The following is a 19299-nucleotide window of genomic DNA, read 5'->3' as shown; positions in this document are numbered from 1 at the left end:
GAAATCCCCGACTCGCGCGCAGTGGCCCGCGAGTCGGGGATTTCGTCAGGGTGAGTCGGGAAAAACGTCAGCAGCCGAGCAGGCGGGTTGCCAGGTAGGTCTCGACCTGGTCCAGGGACACCCGCTCCTGCGCCATGGTGTCGCGCTCGCGGATGGTGACCGCCTGGTCGGTCAGGGTGTCGAAGTCGACCGTGACACAGAACGGCGTGCCGATCTCGTCCTGGCGACGGTAGCGACGGCCGATCGCACCGGCATCGTCGAAGTCGACGTTCCAGTTCTTGCGCAGCGCGGCGGCGAGGTCACGTGCCTTCGGCGACAGGTCGGCGTGCCGGGACAGCGGCAGCACCGCCGCCTTGACCGGCGCGAGTCGACGGTCGAGCTGCAGCACGACCCGCTTGTCGACACCACCCTTGGCGTTGGGTGCCTCGTCCTCGTAGTACGCGTCGACCAGGAACGCCATCATCGAACGCCCGACGCCGGCGGCCGGTTCGATGACGTAGGGCCGGTACCGGGAGCCGGTCGACTGGTCGTAGTACGACAGGTCGACACCGGAGTGGTTCGAGTGCGTCGTCAGGTCGAAGTCGGTGCGGTTGGCCACACCTTCGAGCTCGCCCCACTCCTGGCCGGCGAAGCGGAAGCGGTACTCCACGTCGACTGTGCGCTTGGAGTAGTGCGACAGCTTCTCCTTCGGGTGCTCGTAGTGCCGCAGGTTGACCGGGTTGATACCCAGGTCGACGTACCACTGGGTGCGCGTGTCGATCCAGTACTGGTGCAGCTCCTCGTCGGTACCCGGCTCGACGAAGTACTCCATCTCCATCTGCTCGAACTCACGCGTCCGGAAGATGAAGTTGCCCGGGGTGATCTCGTTGCGGAAGCTCTTGCCGATCTGGCCGATACCGAACGGCGGCTTGCGACGCGACGAGGTCAGCACGTTCAGGAAGTTGATGAAGATGCCCTGGGCGGTCTCCGGCCGCAGGTACACCATGCCTTCCTCGGTCTCGACCGGGCCGAGGTGCGTCTTCAGCATCATGTTGAAGTCGCGCGGCTCGGTGTACTGGCCGCGCACACCGCAGTTCGGGCAGGGCACGTCGGACAGGTTGTCCTCGGCGGCCTCCTTGCCGGTGCGCTCGGAGTACTCCTCCGCGAGCTGGTCGGCACGGAACCGCTTGTGGCAGCTCGTGCACTCGACCAGCGGGTCGTTGAACACACCCACGTGACCCGAGGCGACCCACACCTGGCGCGGCAGGATCACCGACGAGTCGAGGCCGACGATGTCGTCGCGACCGGTGACCATGGACCGCCACCACTGCCGCTTGATGTTCTCCTTGAGCTCGACACCGAGGGGGCCGTAGTCCCAGGCCGAACGGGTACCGCCGTAGATCTCGCCGCAGGGGAAGACGAATCCCCGGCGCTTGCAGAGTGCGACGACGGTCTCGATCGTGGTGGACGACGACTTGCTGGGCACGAGAAGAGCTCCTGGAGCAGAAGATCGGGAGACTACGTAACTCAGCAAGCGTACCGAGGCCACGCACTCCACTTCTCGGGCACATCACCGAGGGGCTCCGAAGTCGGCTTGACAAGGCCTCGACGAACCCGTGAGGCTCCCCTAACCAGATCGATGCAGGAGGTCACGTGCCCGAGCCGACCACCCGACAACGGCGCGATCACGCGGTGCCGGCCGAGTCCCTCGCGGAGACCACCAGGACGCTCGACGCGACCCCGGGGCTCGTCGGTGAGCCGAGTGACGCCGAGCGGTCCCGCACGATCATCGCCGAGGGTCGCACGGCGGCACTGTCCACGATCAGCGTCGAGCCCGCCGGTGTCCCGTTCGGTTCGCTGGTGGCGCACGCCGTCGACGACCGAGGCCGCCCGCTGCTGTGCCTGTCCGACCTCGCCGAGCACAGCCGCAACATGGCGGTCGACCCGCGCGCCTCGCTGATGGTCACCGAGGACGGCGAGGGTGATCCGCTCGCCAGGGGCCGCACGACTCTGCTCGGTGAGGTCAGCGTGCTCGACGGGGACGAGCGCGACGCGGCGCTGGAGCGTTACCGCGCGACCCACACGGGCGCGTTCTACGCCGAGTTCGCCGACTTCCGGTTCTACCGCCTCGCGGTGACCTCGGTGCGGTTCGTCGGCGGCTTCGGCCGGATGAGCTGGGTGGACGCCGCCGAGTACGCGTCGGCCGAGCCCGACCCGTTGCGCCCGCACCGGACCGCGATCATCGACCACATGAACGACGACCACGCCGACGCGCTCGTGGCGTTCTGCCAGGTGTTGGGCGGCCGACCGGACACGACCTCGGCCTCCATGGTCGACGTGGACCGGTACGGGTTCTCGGTACTGGCCGCCGACGGCCCGGACGGCGATCGGAAAGCGGTCCGGTTCGGCTTCGACGCGGCGACCGACACGCCGCTGGCGGTACGTACGGCCATGGTCGAGCTGGTGCGCCGGACGCGGAGCTAACCGCGGCGCGCGTCGACGTCGAGGAGGCTGGTGTGTTCGGTCACCGTGCCGTCCTCGCCCTCGGCGAGTACCTCATAGGTCGCGGGCTCGTCGGCCAGCGCCTCGGACAGCAGCGGCACGACGTGTTCGCGGACGTCGAACGGCGACATGGCCCTGCGATAGGCCACGACCGAGGCGAACCGTACCGACAGGACCCAGCGGCTCGGCTCGTCGACCGACCTGCCGAGACCGCCGCCGAGACAGCCCTCGGCTCTGGTGAGCAGCGCCAACGCTCGACGGGCACGCCGGGCGAACACGGCCTCGTCCTCGAGCGACACGTCGAACCGGCAGATCAGCAGCACAACCGCGCAGGTTACTCGGCGCCTACGATGGACCATGAACATGGCGCTGGACCACGAACGCGTCGACGACACCCCGGGGAGCGATCGAATGACCACGCTGAGTTCGGATACCGAGCATGCCGAAGCAGGCATCGGTGCCACACCGGCGGAGGTGCATTCGCCCGAGCGTCCGGCGGCTCCGCTCGCACCGCCGAGGACACCTGCCACACTGGCCGCGGCCGGAGAGCTGCTGCGGGCACTCGCGGCACCGGTCCGTATCGCGATCGTGCTGCAGCTGCAGCACTCCGAGCGGTGCGTGCACGAGCTGGTCGAAGCGCTGCAGGTGACGCAGCCGCTGATCAGCCAGCACCTGCGGGTGCTCAAGTCGGCGGGCGTGGTGGCCGGCGAGCGACACGGCCGCGAAGTCGTCTACCGGCTGGTCGACGAGCACCTGGCGCACATCGTGACGGACGCGGTGGCGCACGCCGAGGAGGGCACATGAGTTCGACGGCCGCCAGCAGCCAGACCGCCGGGCGGACCCCCAGAGCGACCAGGCAGCGCGCGGCCGTGTCCGCGCTGCTGGACCGGTTGGACGACTTCCGGTCCGCGCAGGAGATCCACGAGGCCCTGCGCAACGACGGCCAGGGCATCGGTCTGACCACGGTGTACCGGACGCTGCAGAACCTGTCGGAGTCCGGCGAGGTGGACGTGCTGCGCACCGACTCCGGTGAGGCCGTCTACCGGCGCTGCTCCACCCATCATCACCACCACCTGGTGTGCCGCCGCTGTGGCCGCACGGTGGAGATCGAGGGTCCCGCCGTCGAGAGCTGGGCGCAGCGGGTCGCCGACGACAACGACTTCTCCGACGTCAGCCACACCGTCGAGGTCTTCGGCGTGTGCGGCCCGTGCCGCGCGCTCGCCGGCTGAGCTGTCTCAACAAGACACACTCGCCCACCCCCGGTGGGGCTAGCGTCCGACCGGTGACCGAGACCCAGGCGCCGACCGCGGTGCGGCAGTTGAGTACGCCCGAGTCCACCGAGCTCGCCGGCTGGGCGTCGGTGTTCGAAGACCTGCAGTTCGTCCTGAAGTGCTGCGAGGAGCTGGTCAACCGGCGAGCCACCGAGGACGACGTGGTCGGGCACGCCCTCTGGTCGGGTGCGCTCATCGCGTACGTCCGCTGTTTCGGCTCCGGCAGGCTGACCGAGAAGGATCTCTCCGAGACGGGCCTGCAGGGTGAGGTCGTGCAATGGCACAAGATGCTGCACGAGCTGCGCGAACACCTGACCTCGGCGACGACGAACCCGCGTGAACGTTTCGTGATCGGCGCCGCCCAGGACGCCGACGGGCGCGCCGAGGGAATCGCGATCGTGTCCACGCCGCTGCCGGCGGTCGAGGAGCTGGCGGTGCGCCAGACAGGCCGCCTGGCCCTGGAGCTGAGCACCCTGGTCGAGAAACGAATGGACAAGGCCCAGCGAGCAACCTTCCAGTCGGCCAGGGCGATGACCCCCCGCCTGCTGAACGCCCTACCCCTCGTGAGTGTTGAGGCCGCCTACCCCGAAGGGGCGCCGCGGGCGTAGCCGGAGTGGGCACTCACGACAGCTTCATCGTCGTGAGGGTCCAGTCCGGCTATAGGCGGCCTCAGCACTCACGAGGACCCCGAGGCCGTGCACTCTGTGCACGCGGTCGGGACCACGGCCGTCGTACCCGGCTTAGCCCGTGCCCGGCTTCAAGGCATCTCGGCTTCGCCGTCGACTCGTGAGTGGCAAGGGCGCCTATAGGCGCTCGGAGCACTCACGACGGAAAAGCTGTCGTGAGTGCTCCGAGCGCCTACGCCTTCGGCGCCGCTTCGCGGTAGACGCCCTTGCCACTCACGTGGACGGGGAGGTCAGGTCTGTGCGGAGTTGGGAGGCGTTCGAGACGACCAGCATCAGGAGGGTGCCCATCGGCTCCACGGCGAGGCCCGCGGCGGGGAAGACGTAGCGCAGGGTCACGTCCCAGCCACGTTCGGTCCTCACGACGCCGAGCGTGCCGAACAGGCCCTGGCCGGCGCGTTCCGCGACCCGCAGCGGGACGTCGGAGTCTTCCGGAAGGTCCCAGGCGACCACGCAGGTCAGGCTGAGGACCAGCAGTCCTTCGGACAGCTCGAGGCCGAGCAACGCACACGGCACCTCGCTGTGCAGGAACGACAGCGCGCCGTCGTCGTCGACCCGTACCTCGTGGAAGCGCTCCAGCGCCTCCTTGGCCGTGTCCAGCATTCCGGCGGTGTCGGTGGTCATGTCTGCGCTCCTGAGTCGGATGCTGCCTGGTCGACCGCGCCACCGAACCGGCGGTTGCGGCCCGCGTAGATCTCGCAGGCCTCCCAGATGTCCCGGCGGTCGAAGTCCGGGAACAGCGTCTGGAGGAAGACCATTTCGGCGTACGCGGACTGCCAGAGCAGGAAGTTGGAGGTGCGCTGCTCACCCGAGGAGCGCACGAAGAGGTCGACGTCCGGCATGTCCGGCTCGTCCAGGTAGCGGGCGATCATCTTCTCGTTGATCCGGCCCGGTTTGATCCGACCGTCCGCGACCTGCTGGGCGATCTGCCTGACCGCGTCGGTGATCTCCGCCCGGCCACCGTAGTTGACGCACATGGTCAAGGTGAGGACGTCGTTGTTCCGCGTCTTCTCCTCCGCGATCTCGAGCTCACGGATGACGCTGCGCCACAGCCTGGGCCGGCGCCCCGCCCAGCGCACCCGCACACCCATGGCGTGCATCTCGTCGACCCGGCGCCGGATCACGTCACGGTTGAAGCCCATCAGGAACCGCACCTCGTCCGGGCTGCGCTTCCAGTTCTCGGTCGAGAACGCGTATGCCGACAGCCAGCGCACGCCCACGTCGATGCAGCCGCGCGCGACGTCCATCAACGCGGCCTCGCCGCGTCGGTGACCCTCGGTGCGAGGTAACCCGCGCGCGTTGGCCCAGCGGCCGTTGCCGTCCATCACCAGCGCGATGTGGCGGGGGACCTGGTCTCGGGGGATGTCCGGCGGCCGCGCACCGGAGGGGTGCGAGGCAGGCGGTTGGACGGAGGACACAACTCGAGAGCCTACGGCCCGGTCGGGTGAACGAGTGCCGGCGGTGGGTCGGCGAGCGGCCCGAGCAGCGAGCCGGTGAGTATGTCGATGATCGTGGCAAGGCTGTCGCGCAGCCGGGCGGCACCGGCACGGGCCGCCTCGGCCTCGTCGCCGTCGCGAATGGCCCTGCACATGGCTACGTGTTGCACCGCGGACTCCCTGAGCCGCTCCGGCCGCTGCCTGGCGAGCCTGCGCAGCCGGTTCAGCTGACCGCGCAGCTCGGTGAGCATCCCGGCCAGGAAACGGTTGGCCGCCGCTGCGTCCACAGCGGTGTCGAACTCCTGGGACAGGCGGTAGATCTCGTCCGCATCGATCCGCGGGCGCTGTGCCGCCCGCTGGTAACGCGTGCCGAGCTCGTCGAAGGCCGACCGGTCGGAGGCGTGCGCGGCCAGGCGGAGCAGATAGCTCTCCACCGCCTCGCGTGCCTGGTAGAGCTGCACGACCTCGTCGACCGACAGCGGCGCGACGATCGCGCTGCGTCCCGCGTCGGTGCGCACCAGCCCTTCCCTGGCGAGGCGTTTGAGTGCCTCGCGCACGGGGGTGCGGGACATGCCGAGACGCCTCCCGAGCTCGACCTCCCCGAGCGAGGCCCCGGGGGCGAGGCGCCATTCGGTGATGTCTTCGCGCAGGGTCCGGTAGGCCACATCGCCTTGCTCCATGCGGGCTCGTCCTCCTACGCTTTCGGTATCCAAACTGTATACCGATTGGACTTCCAGTGACCACCACACCCGGTGCCCGGCTGCGCGAACTCATCGGCCGCGACGGAGGGCTCCTGCTGCCCGGCGTGGCCAACGCGCTGACCGCGCGCATCGTCGCCGACCTCGGCTTCGACGCCGCGTACGTCACCGGTGCCGGCGTCACCAACACCTGGCTGGGGCTGCCCGACCTGGGTTTCGTGTCACTGCCGGACATGGCGGCGCACGTGTCGACCATCGCCGAGGTGGTGGACGTCCCGCTGGTGGTCGACGCGGACACCGGGTACGGCAACGCGGTGAACGTCCACCACGCGGTCCGGGTGCTGGAGCGGGCGGGCGCCGCCGGTATCCAGCTGGAGGACCAGGTACAGCCGAAGCGGTGCGGGCACTTCGACGGTCAGCAGGTCGTCGAGCAGGCCGAGATGGTGAGCAAGGTGAGGGCGGCGGTGGACGCCCGACGCGACGAGCGGACGGTCATCGTCGCGCGTACCGACGCCAGGGCGGCGCACGGTCTCGAGGTGGCGCTGGAGCGCGCCGAGGCCTACGCCGCCGCCGGCGCCGACGTGCTGTTCATCGAGGGGCTCCTCGACCGTGACGAGCTGGCGGCGGCGGGCGCGGCAGTGCCGGGGACACCGAAGCTGGCCAACATCGTGGCCGGTGGCAAGACACCCATGCTGCCCCGCGCGGAGCTCAACGCGCTGGGCTACGCGATCGTCCTCTACGCCAACGCGGCCCTCCAGGCGGCGGTCCTCGGCACCCAGGAGGTACTCGGCGCACTACACGAACACGGAACGCTGGCGCAGGTCAACGACCGCCTGGCAAGTTTCACGACCCGCCAGCACCTGGTGGACAAGTCCTTCTACGACGACCTCAACACCCGCTACGCCCACTGACCCCCACCCCACTTCCGCGAGTCGGTCACCTCGGCACACCGAGTCGGGCTCCTGGGCACACGCGACAGCCCGGTCCACTACGGCCTGGACCGGCGCGACTCCGGTGGCCCGCCGGTTGTCGAGCGGACCGCCGGTTCAGTGCGCGGGCTGCACCGACAGCGCCCGGTCCATGATCACCACGGTCTGGTGGCTGTTGTGTCGCCGAGAATCAGCCACCAGACCGTGGTGATCATCGGGCTAGCGCTCCACCAAGGGGAGGGAGCGCAGCTGGCGTTCCAGGTGCCATTGCAGGTGGGCCGCCACCAGGCCGCTCGTGTCGCGCCGGGCCGGTGGCGATGCGGCGTCGGCGATCGGCCAGTCGCCGTGCAGCAGGGCGTCGAGCAGCGCGAACGTCTCCGGGCTCGGGGTCACCGAACCGGCGGGCCGACAGCGACCGCACACCGCTCCCCCGGCGGCGACGTTGAACGCGCGGTGCGGCCCGGGCTCGGCACAGCGGGCGCACTCGCTGATCGCGGGCGCCCAGCCCGCGTAACCCATCGCACGCAGCAGGAACGCGTCGAGCACCAGGTGAGCGTCCCGTTCCCGACCGGCCAGCGCGCGCAGAGCGCCCACCACCAGCAGGTACAGCCGCAGCGTCGGCTCGCCTTCCTCGGCGGCGAGCCGGTCGGTGGTCTCCAGCACGGCGCAGCCGGTGGTGTAGCGGGTGTAGTCGCCGACCAGGCCGGCACCGAACGCGTCCACGGTCTGCGCCTGGGTCACCACGTCGAGGCTGCGGCCGGTGTAGCACTGCACGTCGACGTGGTTGAACGGCTCCAGCCGGGCACCCCAGCGCGAACGGGTCCTGCGGACACCCTTGGCGACCGCGCGCACCTTGCCGTGCCGACGGGTCAGCAGCGTGGCGATTCGATCGGCCTCGCCCAGCTTCTGCACCCGCAGCACCACACCGGTGTCACGCCACAGAGTCACGGTCCCATCGTTGCATCCTCACCGTCGTACGGCCGGTAGCCGGGCACCGGATTTCACCAATCGCCCACGACGAACCGATCACCGCGGCTAGCGTCCTGTCCACCACAGTCACCACAGCCGTGAAGGACCGCCCGATGAGCATCGACCAGAACCGGGGCCGGTACGCCCCGAACCCCTACCCCACGAACGTCGCCGGCACCGGCGGCTACCGGCCGTTCGCCGCGCCTGCCACTCCATATCGGCAACCCGCCGCGACACCCCCGTACCAGCCGGAGATCGGTCCATACGGCCAGGGACCCGCGTACCCCGACGGCCCGGTGGAACGGACCAACACGTTCGCGCTGCTGGCAGTGGTGTTCGCGTTCTTCGTCCCACCGGCCGGTGTCGTGCTCGGCATCATCGCCAGGAAACAGATCCGGGACCACGACGAACCGGGCGCGGGCACAGCGCTCGCCGGGATCATCGTGGGTGGTGTCTTGACCGCGCTGGTCCTCATCGGGTACGTGATCTACATCGTGAGCATCATCGCGGCGATCTCGGCCGCGTCCTGACCACGGCCACCGACGAACCGATGGGGGAACAGACATGACCCAGGAAGCGCAGCCCGGCTCGTCGGACGACGGCACCCAGCCCGGTGCCGCTCCGGTTCCGCCCGGCTACGGGCCACCCCCGGCCTACGGCCAGCCGCCGGTCTGGGGACCGCCGGCCCCTGGCTACGCTCCGCCACCGTCCTACGGGCCACCACCGGCGGGCTTCGGTCCCCCTCCCTACGGCCCGCCCCCGGGCTACGGAACGCAGCAGGGCTACGGCATGCCGTTCGCCCCGGTCCGGCCGACCAACATGATGGCGATCCTGTCGCTCGTCTTCGCGTTCGTCTTCTCGCCGCTGGGCATCATCTTCGGCATCATCGCCAAGAGACAGATCAGGGAACGTCACGAGGAGGGCGACGGGCTGGCGCTGGCCGGCATCATCATCAGCTCGTTCTTCACGCTGCTCGTCGTCGCCTACTTCGCGCTGATCTTCGTCCTGATCGCCTTCGCCGGGACGTCGACGGTCCACTGACGCGACTCAGAAACCGAGCTTGCGCAGCTGCTTGGGGTCGCGCTGCCAGTCCTTGGCCACCTTGACGTGCAGTTCGAGGTAGATCTTGGTGCCCAGTAGCGCCTCGATCTGGCGGCGGGCCGCGCTGCCGACCTCCTTGAGGCGCGCGCCTCCCTTGCCGATGATGATGCCCTTCTGGCTCGGCCGCTCGACGTAGAGCAACGCGTGGACGTCCAGCATGTCCTTGCGGCCCTCGTGCGGGATCATCTCCTCGACCAGCACCGCCAGTGAGTGCGGCAGCTCGTCGCGCACACCTTCCAGCGCGGCCTCCCGGATCAGCTCGGCGACCAGCGTGGCCTCCGGTTCATCGGTCAGCTCACCGTCCGGGTACAGCTGGGGGCCCTCCGGCAGCCGGTTGACCAGCAGCTGCGCCACCGTGTCGACCTGGAATCCGTCCACAGCGGAACACGGCACGATGTCGGCGAAGTCCATCAGTCCGGACATCTGGGCCAGCCGCTCCGCGACGACCTGGGGCGCGGCCAGGTCGGTCTTCGTCACCACACCGATGACCGGCGTGCGTTTGGCCACGGACCGCAGCTCGGCGATGATGAACTCGTCGCCCCGGCCGACCGGCGCATCCGCCGGCACGCAGAAGCCGATCACGTCGACCTCCGCCCAGGTCTCCCTGACCACGTCGTTGAGCCTGCTGCCCAGCAGCGTGCGCGGCTTGTGCAGCCCGGGGGTGTCCACGACCACCAGCTGGGCGTCCGGGCGGCTCAGGATGCCCCGGATGGCGTGCCGTGTGGTCTGCGGCCGGCTGGAGGTGATCGCCACCTTGCTGCCGATCAGCGCGTTGGTGAGGGTCGACTTGCCCGCATTGGGTCTGCCGACGAAGCAGGCGAATCCGGAGCGGTGCTCGGGCGGTGACTGGGTCACTGGCTCGCCGCTTCGGGAATCGGCGCCGGGCGCTCACCGGTCAGCCGGGCCACGATGTCCCTGCCGATCGGCAGGGCCGCGGTCGCGGCGGGCGATGGCGCGTTCAACACGTGCAAGATCGGTCCTTCCTCAACGAACAAAAAGTCATCGACGAGCGAGCCGTCGGGGCGGACCGCCTGTGCGCGCACCCCGGCGCCGGCCGGCGTGAGGTCCTCGGCACGCACATCGGGCAGCATGCGCCGGATCCTGGCCGCCATCACCTGCTGCGACAGCGAGCCGCGTACCTCGTCGAGACCATAGCGCCAGTACTTGACGGCCAGCCGGTGCAGGCCCGGATAGAGCAGTGCCTCGGCCAGCTCGCGGGGTACCACGGTGTGCCAGTCGTAGCCTTCCCTGGCGAGCGCGAGCACCGCGTTCGGACCGACGTGGACGTGGTCGTCGACGCCCCGGGTCGCGTGCACGCCGAGGAACGGCAGCCCGGGGTCGGGCACCGGGTAGATCAGCTCGCGGACCAGGTTCGCCGCCGAGTCGCGCAGCCCGGCGTACTCACCTCGGAACGGCAGCAACCGCACACCCAGGTCGGCGCCGCGCCGCCGGGCCAGCTCGTCACCGTGCAGGCCCGCGCAGGCCACCACCTTGCCGGCGAGCAGGTCGCCTGCGTCGGTGCGCACCACGACGTCGGAGCGGCGGCGGACCAGCCGGGTCACCCTGCGACCGAGCAGCAGCAGACCGCCCTGCTCGACGAGCAGCTCGGCCAGTTTCTCCGCGATCAGCCGGAAGTCGCACACCCCGGTCCCCGGCACGTGCAGGGCGGCCAGCGCCCGGACCGACGGTTCGTGGCGGCGGGCCCCGGCGCCGTCCAGCTCGTGGCACTCCACCCCGTTGGCGACGCCGCGCCGCGCCAGCTCGGCCAGCCGGGGCAGCTCCTCCGGTTCGGTCGCCACGACGAGCTTCCCGCCGACCCGGTGCGGTAGGTCGTGCGCCCGGCAGAAGGCGACCGTCTCGTCGCGGCCGGCGACCGCGAGGCGTGCCTTGTGCGTGCCAGGCCGGTAGTAGAGCCCGGAGTGGATGACGTTCGAGTTGTGGCCGGTCTGGTGCGCGGCCACGTCCTCCTCCGCCTCGACCACAGCGACCGAACGCCCGGATCGGCGCAGCTCACGGGCGGTCGCCAGGCCGACGATGCCGGCGCCGACGACCACGACGTCGTAGCGCGGTGTGCTCACGGCGTGAGGACCGTGCGTACCTCGCCTGCCGCGTCCGCCAGCAGCACCGGGGCTTCCGGGCTGAGATCACGCACCGCCGCGACCGACTCGCTGTCCGTCTCGCTCGCGTCCGTGCTGACCACGGCCGCCGCTTCCAGCCCGGGCGCGCCGCTGGACACCGCGGCGGCCACGGCTGCCTGCAATGCGGTCAGCTTCAGCGACGGCAGCGCGACGGTCGCCGCCGCGTAGGTCCGTCCGTCGGTGTCGCGCACCGCGGCGCCCTCCTCGGCACCGGTACGGGCGCGGGTGGACCGGGCGAGCACCACGATCTTCGCGTCCTCGGGGTCCAGTGCGCCGACCTCAACCTGAGACATCGCTTCCCTCCCGCCGCGCGGTATCACCGGCGGCCTCGGCCTGATCCTCCGTCGACGGGTCGCCGACCGGACAGACCAGAACCGTCGTGATCCGAATTCTGCCCCGAGCGTCCTTGCCGCCTTCGGCCAGCAGGCTCAGACCGGCCACCTCGGCCCGTGCGCCGGGCAGCGGCACTCTGCCGAGGCGCTGGGCGAGCAGACCACCGACGGTGTCCACGTCGGCCTCGGTGAGCTCCGTCTCCAGCTCGGCACCGAACAGCTCGGCCAGGTCGGCGACCGGCAGCCGCGCCGCGACCCGCAGTGTGTGCTCGTCCACGGTCTGGACCGGCGGGATCTCCTCGGTGTCGTACTCGTCGGTGATCTCGCCGACGATCTCCTCCAGGATGTCCTCGATCGTCACCACACCGGCGGTTCCGCCGTACTCGTCCACGACGATCGCCATGTGGTACCGGCTGCGTTGCATCTCCTTGAGCAGGTCGTCGGCCGGTTTGGAGTCCGGGACGAACCGCGCGGTCCGCATGACCTCCGTGACCGGGGCGTCGGGGTCCGCGGCGGCGAGATCCTTCAGGTAGGCCACGCCGATGACATCGTCGACGCCGTCACCCAGCACCGGGATCCGGGAGTAGCCGCTGCGCAAGGCGAGGGTGAGCCCGTCGCGGACGGTCCGCTCCCGCTCGATCCAGATCAGGTCGGTGCGCGGCACCATGACGTCCCTGGTCGGCGTGTCGCCCAGCTCGAACACCGAGTGGATCATCTGCCGCTCGTCCTCGGCGACCACTCCCCTGGCGCCGGCCATGTCGACGGCCTCGCGCAGCTCCACCTCGGAGGAGAACGGACCCTCGCGGAAACCGGGGCCAGGGGTGATCGCGTTTCCGACGACGATCAGCAGCTTGGTCAACGGCCCGAGCAGCGCCGCGAGCGCCCGCACCGGGGCGGCGAGCAGCAGACCGATGCCGTACGGATGCTGACGGCCGATCGTGCGCGGTCCGACACCGATCAGCACGTAGCTGACCACGAGCATGACCACACCGGCGACCACGGCGCCCAGCCACACCGGCTGGATCAGCCGGATGGCGACCATCGTCGCCAGCACGGTGGCCACCGTCTCGCAGGCCAGGCGCAGCAACAGCAGGAGGTTGACGTAGCGCGGGCGGTCCGCGACGACCGCCGCGAGCTGCCGGGCGCCGGTGCGACCGGACCTGACCAGCGCGTCGACCCGGGCCCTGGACACGGTGCCGAGTGAGGCGTCGGCAGCGGCGAACAGCCCTGCCAACGGCACCAGCAGGACCGCGAGGACGATCTGCCACACCACCATGGCGGTCACCGTCAAGACTGAACGGTTCCGCCGGGCTCTTCGAAGCCCGCCGTCCCGAGCACGTGGGAGTCCGCGCGGTGCCGCCGCTCGCGCTCGTCCTCGTCGGCGCGCACCTTGCGCCAGCGTTCGAGCAGCTCGTTCTGCAACCCGAACATCTCGCGCTCCTGGTCGGGTTCGGCGTGGTCGTAGCCGAGCAGGTGCAGCACCCCGTGCACGGTCAGCAGGTGCAGCTCGTCGTCGAGACCATGCCCGGCGGTCTTTGCCTGCTCGCGGACGAAGTCCGGGCACAGCACGATGTCACCGAGGATCGACTCAGGGTCGTCCAGTGAGTCGGGGCGCCTGCTGGCGTCCAGCTCGTCCATCGGGAACGACATGACGTCCGTCGGACCGGGCAGGTCCATCCAGCGCTGGTGCAGCTCGGCCATCACGTCGGTCTCGACGAGCATGACGCTCAGCTCGGCCAGCGGGTTGACCCGCATCGCGTCCAGCGCGAACCGGGCCACCGAGGAGATGGCCGGCTCGTCGACGGTGACGCCGGACTCATTGCAGATTTCGATACTCATGAAGGTTGTTTCGCTTCGCGGATCAGCGGCGACGGCGGCGGTCCGCCCGGTTGGGCACCAGCTGCCCGTCGGTCGGCTGGTGTGCGTCCCATCGCGCGTAAGCATCCACGATGTCCGAGACCAGCCGATGGCGCACCACGTCTGTGCTGTTGAGCTGGGAGAAGTGCACATCGTCGACGCCGTCGAGGATGTCGCGCACCACGAGCAGGCCGGACCGCGACCCACCGGGGAGGTCGATCTGTGTCGTGTCCCCGGTGACGACGATCTGCGACCCGAACCCGAGCCGGGTCAGGAACATCTTCATCTGCTCGGGCGTGGTGTTCTGCGCCTCGTCGAGGATGATGAACGCGTCGTTGAGCGTCCGCCCACGCATGTAGGCCAGCGGCGCGACCTCGATGGTGCCCGCCGACATCAGCTTCGGGATCGACTCCGGGTCGATCATGTCGTGCAGCGCGTCGTAGAGCGGACGCAGGTAAGGGTCGATCTTCTCGTACAGCGTGCCGGGCAGGAAACCCAGCCGCTCGCCGGCCTCGACCGCCGGCCGGGTCAGGATGATGCGGTTGACCTGCTTGCCCTGCAGCGCCTGCACGGCCTTCGCCATCGCAAGGTACGTCTTGCCGGTGCCCGCGGGGCCCATGCCGAAGACGATCGTGTGGGTGTCGATGGCGTCGACGTAGCGCTTCTGGTTGAGCGTCTTGGGCCGGATCGTGCGCCCGCGCCGGGACAGGATGTCCAGGCTGAGCACCTCGGCGGGCGATTCGCCCTGCCTGCTACCCGCATCGTCGTCCGACAGCATCGCGATGGTGCGACGGACGGTGTCCGGCCCGAGCTGCTGTCCCCGGCTGGCGAGGGTGATCAGCTCGGCGAACACGCGCTCCGCGAACGCCACGTCCGAGGAGGAGCCGGTCAGGGTCAGTTCGTTGCCCCTGACGTGCACATCGGCGGACAGCAGATCCTCAGCGGTGCGCAGGTTCTCGTCTCGGGACCCCAGCAGCGCGAGCAGCGCGGCGTCGGGCACGGCCATGCGGGACTGTGGGGCGGAGCGGCCTGACTGCTCCGGTTCAGTACCGGTCACGTGGTGTGCTGACCTGCTTCCTTCGCTGTGTGTCTTACACGCTGTCACGTTCGATCGTAGCGGGCCGCGCTGTGGCCTGCAGGCGGGTTCTTGTTGGGGGGTAGGTAGGGGTTGAACGGTCGGTCCCCGGCTTGGGTAGGTCGAGGTTGAACGGCCGTCCCCGACTCGGGTAGGTCGGGCTGTGTGGTTGTAGTGCCCAGGCTTAACTGCAGGTGTCCCTTTGGGCCTGTTCCGCGCGTCGAAAATTTCCGGCAGGGACCCCCCAAACCCTTCGGGCTCGGGGGGCCCGCAACCGGAAATTTGGGCGGCTACGCCCTCGCTGACGCTTCGGGCTTCGCTGCCCTCGCTGGACGCGCGCTTGCTGCCGCGGCCTGAGAGCCGCCACTCATGCACTACCCGCCTTCGGCGGAACCCCTTCGGGAGCCCTTGCGGGGCCGTCTTTGAAACGCGGCGTCACCTCATGGTCGGTGCAGGGTGAGGTGGTCCCGCCAGATGCGCATCCCACGACGAACACATGCAGCCCGCCCAACCCTCTACTGCTAACCCCAGCCACGATTAGCCCAGCCACGGTTAGCCGGGCCACCGCTGACTCAGCCGGGGCCGGCCGGGCGCGGGTGAGTGGGCCGCAGCCCTGGCCGCCACCCAATCCGACAGCAACTCCACATCCACACTCGGCTCCGCGGGTCTCCCCGGCAGGGGGTTCAGTGCGAACGCACTGTAAAGAACGCAACGGGCGAAGCAGAAGGTGAACAGTCAAGCGCGCGTCAAGCGAGGGCAGCGAAGCCCGAAGCGAGGCGAGAGGCGCAGCCGCCCAAGTTTCCGGTCGCGGGCCCCTCGAGGCGAAGCCGATGAGGGGTCCCGACCGGAAACTTTCGACGCGCGGGCGCCAGCCAGAAAAAAGTACCCCTAATCGGCGAAGCCGATCAGGGGGACCGTGCCGCGGCAGACGTGGGGGGACGCCTACCGCGGCACGGCAGCCGCCGGCAAAGGGGGACTCAACCGGCGGCCTCATCGGGCACAAGTCCCGACGTCTCGACTCTGGCCCCGCACGGGCCAGAAGTTTCATGAGGCCGTTGTCTGCGCCTCTACGCGTGAAGATTGAGTTGTACTCACTGCAAGGACGCGCAATCAGGATACCTCAAAGCATGTCCCCGATGCGCCACCGGCCGGTCAGAACTCCCAGCGCGCCCAGCGCGACCGCCGCCGCGGTCGATGTGCGCAACACGTCGGGCCCCAACCGCACCGTGCGCGCGCCCGATTCCCGCAGCGTGAGGAGCTCTTCCTCGCTGATACCACCCTCCGGGCCGACCACGAGGAGCACCTCCTCGCTGTCGCGCAATTCCTCGGACAGGTCCGCCAGCGGCGTGTCCGCCGCCTCGTGCAGAACAAGCGCGACGCCGGCGTCGGCGCAGCGTCCGGCCAGGTCACGAGTGCCGACGGGCTCCCCCACCTCGGGGATCCAGGCACGCCGGGACTGCTTGGCCGCGGCGAGCACCGTGGACCGCCAGCGGCCCAGCGCCTTCGCCCCGCGCGGACCGTCGTCCCAGCGCGCCACACAACGCGCGGCGCGCCACGGGAGAACCTCGTCGACCCCGGCCTCGGTGGCCATCTCGACGGCCAGCTCTGCGCGGTCACCCTTCGCCAGGGCCTGCGCCAGCGTGACCCGGGGTCGAGGCACCGGCACCTGGCGACGCGTCAGGATCCGCAGGGACAACAGCTCCTTGCCGACCTCGACGACCTCGCAGCCGGCCAACCCACCGCGCCCGTCGCCGAGCAGCAGCTGCTCACCGACGCGGGTCCGCCGGACCGTCGCCGCGTGATGCGCCTCCGGCCCGGTCAGCTCCGCGAGCTCACCGGAGGGCACGCGGTCGATCAGGTACAGCGGCGGGGTCAGCGCGTGCTCCTGCTCCCGCGCAACCGGGAGAACAGCCCGCCACCGTTGCGTCCGTTCATCGCCAGATCGGGCTGCTCGTCGCCGCGCAGCGCCGCCAGCTCACGCAGTAGCTCGGTCTGCTTCTGGTCCAGCTTGGTCGGTGTGACGACCTCGATGTGGACCATCAGGTCACCCCGGCCGTCGACCCGGCCGGTGGAACGCAACCGGGGCAGGCCCTTGCCGCGCAACGTGCGCACGGCACCGGACTGGGTGCCCGGCTCGACGTCCAGCTCGAGCCCCTCGTCCTCGGTGAGGGTGGGCAGCCGCACCGTGGTGCCCAGCGCGGCGGCCGTCATCGGCAGCGGCAGGACGCAGTGCAGGTCCACGCCTTCGCGGGTGAACAGGTCGTGCGGCGCTTCCTCGACCTCGACGTACAGATCGCCGGCGGGACCGCCGCCGGGTCCGACCTCACCCTGGCCGGACAGCCGCACCCGCATGCCGTCGGCGACACCGGCGGGCATCTTCACCGTCACCGAACGCCGCGCGCGGACCCGGCCGTCGCCGCCGCACTGCCGGCACGGGTCCGGGATGACCTGGCCGAGCCCTCGACAGGTCGGGCACGGACGGCTGGTCACGACCTGACCGAGGAACGAGCGCTGCACGCTCTGCACCTCGCCACGCCCGTCGCAGATGTCACAGGTCACCGGGGACGTGCCGGCCGCGCACCCGGAGCCGGTGCAGTCGGTGCACAGCACCGCGGTGTCGACGGTCAGCTCCTTGGTGAGCCCCGCCGCGCATTCCTCCAGGGTCAGCCGCATCCGGATCAGCGCATCGGCTCCCGGCTGGACCCGGTTGCGTGGTCCACGCCCACCGGTCGCACCGCCGGCCGAGCCGAAGAACGCGTCCATGATGTCGCCGAGCCCGCCGAAGCCGGCGAACGGGTCACCCGCGCCACCGCCGCCTCGACCGCCGTTGTCCAGCGGGTCGCCACCGAGGTCGACGATCCGTCGCTTCTCCGGATCGGAGAGCACCTCGTACGCCGACTTGACCTCGTTGAACCGCTCCCGCGCCGCCGGATCCGGATTCACATCGGGGTGCAGCTCACGAGCCATCCGCCGGTAGGCGCGCTTGATCTCTTCCGGGCCGGCGTCCGAATCGACGCCCAGCGCCCCGTAGTAGTCCCTCGCCACCCTTGAATTCCCCATGTTCCCTCGAAAAGCTCCCTGATCCGGACGCGTCGGCGCCGGGTTACCTCATGATGATCCGTGACGCTCGAGTTCAGCGCCCTGCCAGGATCTCACTCACATATCTGGCCACCGCATGGACCGCGGCAATCGTGCCCGGATAGTCCATGCGGGTCGGTCCGACGATGCCCATTCCACCGAGCAGTGTCTCGCCCGGCCCGTAGCCGATCGATACCACCGAGGTCGAGCGCATCTCCTCGGCCTCGTTCTCCTGTCCGATGCTGATCTGCACCGTGCCGGGGCTCTGTGCGGAGGCCAGCAGCTTGAGGACGACGACCTGTTCCTCCAGCGCTTCCAGCACCTGCCGCAGCGAACCCGGGAAGTCGGCGACGTTGCGCGTGAGGTTCGCGGTGCCGCCCAGCACGAGGCGTTCCTCCGGGTGCTCGACGAGCGCGTCGATCAACACCATCGCCAGCGTGGTGACCACGTCGCGCAGTTCGCCCGGCGCGGCCTCCGGCAGCTCCGCGACCAGCGTGGACGCCTCGGTCAGCGGCCTGCCCACCATCGCGGCGTTCAACATGCCCCGGATCCGGCTGACCGCTTCGTCGTTCAGCACCTCGCCCAGGTCGACGACCCGCTGGTCAACCCGGCCGCTGTCGGTGATCAGGACCACCATCAGCCGCGCGGGGGTCAGCGACACCAGCTCGACGTGGCGCACCGTCGAGCGGGTCAGCGTCGGGTACTGCACGACCGCGACCTGGCGGGTGAGCTGGGCGAGCAGCCGGACGCTGCGCCGCAGCACGTCGTCCAGGTCCATCGCGCCGCCGAGGAACGACTGGATGCCGCGCCGCTCCGCCATGGACAGCGGCTTGACCTCGCTGATCCGGTCGACGAAGCGGCGGTAGCCCTTGTCCGTGGGAATCCGGCCGGCACTGGTGTGCGGCTGGGCGATGTAGCCGTCCTCTTCCAGCGCCGCCATGTCGTTGCGCACCGTGGCGCTGGAGACCCCGAGATTGTGCCGGTCGACGAGCGCTTTGGAGCCCACCGGTTCCTGGGTGGAGACGTAGTCGGCCACGATGGCACGCAGCACCTGAAATCGGCGCTCCTCAGCATTCACCCGCTCACACCTCCCAGGACGTTACCCATCAGTCTACGTGCGACCGCTGTCGGACAACCGGAGCCAGGAGGGTGCTGAACGACTCCGGCCGTGGCGCGCGGCGGCCAGGTGACGTCCTCGCCTGGGCGTCGCGCGGTAGGTCTGAGTCGTTCAGCACCCTCCTAGGTTGCGCG

The 19299-nt window shown here is 70.0% G+C and carries 22 protein-coding genes; 7 read left to right on the top strand and 15 right to left on the bottom strand.

Translation table 11 applies throughout. The features are described from left to right. Positions 1-67 precede the first annotated feature (67 nt). On the bottom strand, positions 68-1465 hold the full coding sequence (locus G406_RS0143135; RefSeq protein WP_028938712.1) for a glycine--tRNA ligase: 1398 nt from the start codon (positions 1463-1465) through the stop codon (positions 68-70). Between the two features lie 167 nt (positions 1466-1632). Here G406_RS0143135 and G406_RS53345 point away from each other — a divergent pair, with 167 nt between their 5' ends. Beyond that, on the top strand, positions 1633-2463 hold the full coding sequence (locus G406_RS53345) for a HugZ family pyridoxamine 5'-phosphate oxidase (protein WP_156935471.1): 831 nt from the start codon (positions 1633-1635) through the stop codon (positions 2461-2463). Here G406_RS53345 and G406_RS0143125 read toward each other — a convergent pair. Continuing rightward, positions 2460-2804: an antibiotic biosynthesis monooxygenase gene (locus G406_RS0143125; protein ID WP_028938711.1), complete on the bottom strand. Its 345-nt coding sequence runs from the start codon at positions 2802-2804 to the stop codon at positions 2460-2462. The two genes, G406_RS53345 and G406_RS0143125, sit on opposite strands and share 4 nt — an antisense overlap. Before the next feature lie 88 nt (positions 2805-2892). Here G406_RS0143125 and G406_RS0143120 point away from each other — a divergent pair, with 88 nt between their 5' ends. Genes G406_RS0143120 through G406_RS0143110 form a run of 3 tightly spaced genes read left to right on the top strand, consistent with a single transcriptional unit; the run spans position 2893 to position 4360 of the window. After that, complete coding sequence (locus G406_RS0143120; RefSeq protein WP_051343486.1) at positions 2893-3285, top strand: ArsR/SmtB family transcription factor; 393 nt, start codon at positions 2893-2895, stop codon at positions 3283-3285. After that, positions 3282-3710 (top strand): Fur family transcriptional regulator, encoded by a 429-nt coding sequence (locus G406_RS0143115; protein ID WP_028938709.1) that lies wholly within the window; start codon positions 3282-3284, stop codon positions 3708-3710. Before G406_RS0143120 ends, G406_RS0143115 begins: the two co-directional genes overlap by 4 nt. A 53-nt stretch (positions 3711-3763) precedes the next feature. Continuing rightward, the gene (locus G406_RS0143110) at positions 3764-4360 is read left to right on the top strand and encodes a hypothetical protein (RefSeq protein ID WP_028938708.1); all 597 of its coding nucleotides are present in this window, start codon (positions 3764-3766) and stop codon (positions 4358-4360) included. A 291-nt stretch (positions 4361-4651) separates the two neighbouring features. Here the strand turns inward: G406_RS0143110 and G406_RS0143105 are convergent, their stop codons facing one another. From G406_RS0143105 to G406_RS53335, 3 genes are read right to left on the bottom strand one after another with little or no spacing between them, the layout of a single operon-like run. Next, positions 4652-5059, bottom strand: a complete 408-nt coding sequence (locus tag G406_RS0143105; RefSeq protein WP_028938707.1) for a hypothetical protein — start codon at positions 5057-5059, stop codon at positions 4652-4654. Beyond that, positions 5056-5853 carry an isoprenyl transferase gene (locus G406_RS53340; protein ID WP_037081422.1) on the bottom strand — a complete coding sequence of 266 codons (798 nt, stop codon included), beginning with the start codon at positions 5851-5853 and terminating at the stop codon, positions 5056-5058. The genes G406_RS0143105 and G406_RS53340 overlap by 4 nt, the downstream gene beginning before the upstream one ends. 11 nt (positions 5854-5864) lie before the next feature. Then, positions 5865-6551 carry a GntR family transcriptional regulator gene (locus G406_RS53335; protein WP_037081420.1) on the bottom strand — a complete coding sequence of 229 codons (687 nt, stop codon included), beginning with the start codon at positions 6549-6551 and terminating at the stop codon, positions 5865-5867. A 56-nt stretch (positions 6552-6607) separates the two neighbouring features. On the opposite strand from G406_RS53335, the gene G406_RS0143090 reads away from it, so the two are divergent. Further along, positions 6608-7480 (top strand): isocitrate lyase/PEP mutase family protein, encoded by an 873-nt coding sequence (locus G406_RS0143090; protein ID WP_037081418.1) that lies wholly within the window; start codon positions 6608-6610, stop codon positions 7478-7480. Between the two features lie 237 nt (positions 7481-7717). Here G406_RS0143090 and recO read toward each other — a convergent pair whose 3' ends face one another. Further along, a complete protein-coding gene (gene recO, locus G406_RS0143085; RefSeq protein ID WP_028938705.1) occupies positions 7718-8446 on the bottom strand; it encodes a DNA repair protein RecO in 729 nt (242 codons plus the stop codon). Positions 8447-8580: 134 nt separating this feature from the next. Between recO and G406_RS55115 the strand changes: the two genes are divergently transcribed. Then, the gene (locus tag G406_RS55115) at positions 8581-8997 is read left to right on the top strand and encodes a DUF4190 domain-containing protein (protein ID WP_051343449.1); all 417 of its coding nucleotides are present in this window, start codon (positions 8581-8583) and stop codon (positions 8995-8997) included. Positions 8998-9031: 34 nt separating this feature from the next. Beyond that, on the top strand, positions 9032-9508 hold the full coding sequence (locus G406_RS53325) for a DUF4190 domain-containing protein (RefSeq protein ID WP_051343448.1): 477 nt from the start codon (positions 9032-9034) through the stop codon (positions 9506-9508). 6 nt (positions 9509-9514) lie between these two features. On the opposite strand, the gene era is transcribed toward G406_RS53325, so the two are convergent. From era to hrcA, 9 genes are all read right to left on the bottom strand, one after another. Further along, positions 9515-10423 (bottom strand): GTPase Era, encoded by a 909-nt coding sequence (gene era / locus G406_RS0143070; protein WP_028938704.1) that lies wholly within the window; start codon positions 10421-10423, stop codon positions 9515-9517. Continuing rightward, positions 10420-11646 (bottom strand): L-2-hydroxyglutarate oxidase, encoded by a 1227-nt coding sequence (lhgO, locus tag G406_RS0143065; RefSeq protein ID WP_028938703.1) that lies wholly within the window; start codon positions 11644-11646, stop codon positions 10420-10422. The genes era and lhgO overlap by 4 nt, the downstream gene beginning before the upstream one ends. Then, entirely contained in the window at positions 11643-11999 is a 357-nt protein-coding gene (locus G406_RS0143060; RefSeq protein ID WP_028938702.1) for a hypothetical protein, read from the bottom strand. The genes lhgO and G406_RS0143060 overlap by 4 nt, the downstream gene beginning before the upstream one ends. After that, positions 11986-13314, bottom strand: coding sequence for a hemolysin family protein (locus G406_RS53320; protein WP_037081526.1), 1329 nt, complete (start codon positions 13312-13314; stop codon positions 11986-11988). Before G406_RS53320 ends, G406_RS0143060 begins: the two co-directional genes overlap by 14 nt. 11 nt (positions 13315-13325) lie before the next feature. Beyond that, positions 13326-13877, bottom strand: coding sequence for an rRNA maturation RNase YbeY (gene ybeY / locus G406_RS0143050; protein WP_028938701.1), 552 nt, complete (start codon positions 13875-13877; stop codon positions 13326-13328). A gap of 22 nt (positions 13878-13899) precedes the next feature. Further along, positions 13900-14952, bottom strand: a complete 1053-nt coding sequence (locus G406_RS53315) for a PhoH family protein (protein WP_037081416.1) — start codon at positions 14950-14952, stop codon at positions 13900-13902. Positions 14953-16090: 1138 nt separating this feature from the next. Further along, positions 16091-16846 carry a 16S rRNA (uracil(1498)-N(3))-methyltransferase gene (locus G406_RS0143040; RefSeq protein WP_028938700.1) on the bottom strand — a complete coding sequence of 252 codons (756 nt, stop codon included), beginning with the start codon at positions 16844-16846 and terminating at the stop codon, positions 16091-16093. Beyond that, positions 16843-18015 carry a molecular chaperone DnaJ gene (gene dnaJ / locus G406_RS0143035; RefSeq protein ID WP_028938699.1) on the bottom strand — a complete coding sequence of 391 codons (1173 nt, stop codon included), beginning with the start codon at positions 18013-18015 and terminating at the stop codon, positions 16843-16845. Before dnaJ ends, G406_RS0143040 begins: the two co-directional genes overlap by 4 nt. 88 nt (positions 18016-18103) lie before the next feature. Continuing rightward, positions 18104-19126 carry a heat-inducible transcriptional repressor HrcA gene (gene hrcA, locus G406_RS0143030; RefSeq protein ID WP_028938698.1) on the bottom strand — a complete coding sequence of 341 codons (1023 nt, stop codon included), beginning with the start codon at positions 19124-19126 and terminating at the stop codon, positions 18104-18106. Positions 19127-19299 lie beyond the last annotated feature (173 nt).

Origin of the sequence: Actinospineispora spinosispora DSM 44797 (assembly GCF_000429025.1) — a bacterium.
Taxonomy (GTDB): Bacteria; Actinomycetota; Actinomycetes; order Mycobacteriales; family Pseudonocardiaceae; genus Pseudonocardia; species Pseudonocardia spinosispora.
Note: the sequence above shows the minus strand (reverse complement) of the source record. Positions and strands in the feature narration are given on the sequence as shown.